The sequence below is a fragment of the Campylobacter sp. BCW_4323 genome, from assembly GCF_001763115.1.
Classification (GTDB): domain Bacteria; phylum Campylobacterota; class Campylobacteria; order Campylobacterales; family Campylobacteraceae; genus Campylobacter_D; species Campylobacter_D jejuni.
The window spans coordinates 5,404-6,332 of record NZ_MJYC01000081.1 but is presented as its reverse complement, the minus strand read 5'-3'; the positions used below and the strand labels follow the sequence as shown (position 1 = coordinate 6,332).

The following is a 929-nucleotide window of genomic DNA, read 5'->3' as shown; positions in this document are numbered from 1 at the left end:
TAACATTAAACACAATCCTAAAACTATTAAAAACTTTTGCATAAGAACTCCTCCTTTAAATAGAAATTAATTTTATTTATTTGTAAGCTTTTAAATTCCTCATAGTTGTCTTAATTGGCATTTAGTTTCCTAATAATTTATTAAGTTTTTTATCTTCTGTAAAAGCTTGATAGAGCTTCTCATAAAGTATTTTATATACTTTTACTGCCTCATCAAATTCGCCTGAATTTGCTTCATTAATCCGAGATTGTAGAATAAAATAGTTCCATTGTGCAATATTATAAGCCATAAAATCTATAACAATGCCTTTAGTAGTGTTTTCAAAAAAATTATTAAATAAATTGTAGTTAGATAAAAAATTTATTTCATCATATTTTTCTAACGGGCAAGCAGCACCATTAAATTTTTCTACTCTTTGGTTAAAATTCCATTTTTTTCTATTAGCTTCGCTATCTATCATTCTAAAAGCTAAAGTAGCAATCGCTTCTAAATAAATTTGTTTTATGCAATAATTAGATCGAAAGTCTTCTTGTTTTCCTGTCCCAAATGGTACAATAAAATAGCACTGAAATACATTTCTATCGCTCATAACAGAGTGATTAAAATATTTCAGCTCTTCTCTTTCATTTTGCCCCTCTTTTGTGTTTTTTGGGATACTCTTTAGTATTGAAAAATAGAGTTTAGAATATAATCTATCAAGTTTTTGTAACTCCCCACCTTCATCATTGCAAATCATCTTTTCTACTTTTGTAGTTGCTTTGCTACAATCAAAGCTAGGTTTAGCTTCTTTTGGAGATTGAGCATTAGCACTAATGGCTAACATTAAACACAATCCTAAAACTATTAAAAACTTTTGCATCAGAACACCTCCTTTAAATAGAAATTAATTTTATTTATTTGTAAGCTTTTAAATTCCTCATAGCTTAAAT

Annotated in this window: 1 protein-coding gene; it reads right to left on the bottom strand. The window is 27.3% G+C overall.

Annotation, left to right across the window (positions count from 1 at the left end):
* Positions 1-121 precede the first annotated feature (121 nt).
* Entirely contained in the window at positions 122-859 is a 738-nt protein-coding gene (locus AJN60_RS08365) for a lysozyme inhibitor LprI family protein (protein WP_070286248.1), read from the bottom strand.
* Positions 860-929 lie beyond the last annotated feature (70 nt).

Excerpts from the sequence above, each read along its gene's own strand:
- AJN60_RS08365 (WP_070286248.1), bottom strand. The coding sequence starts at position 859 with ATGCAAAAGTTTTTAATAGTTTTAGGATTGTGTTTAATGTTAGCCATT.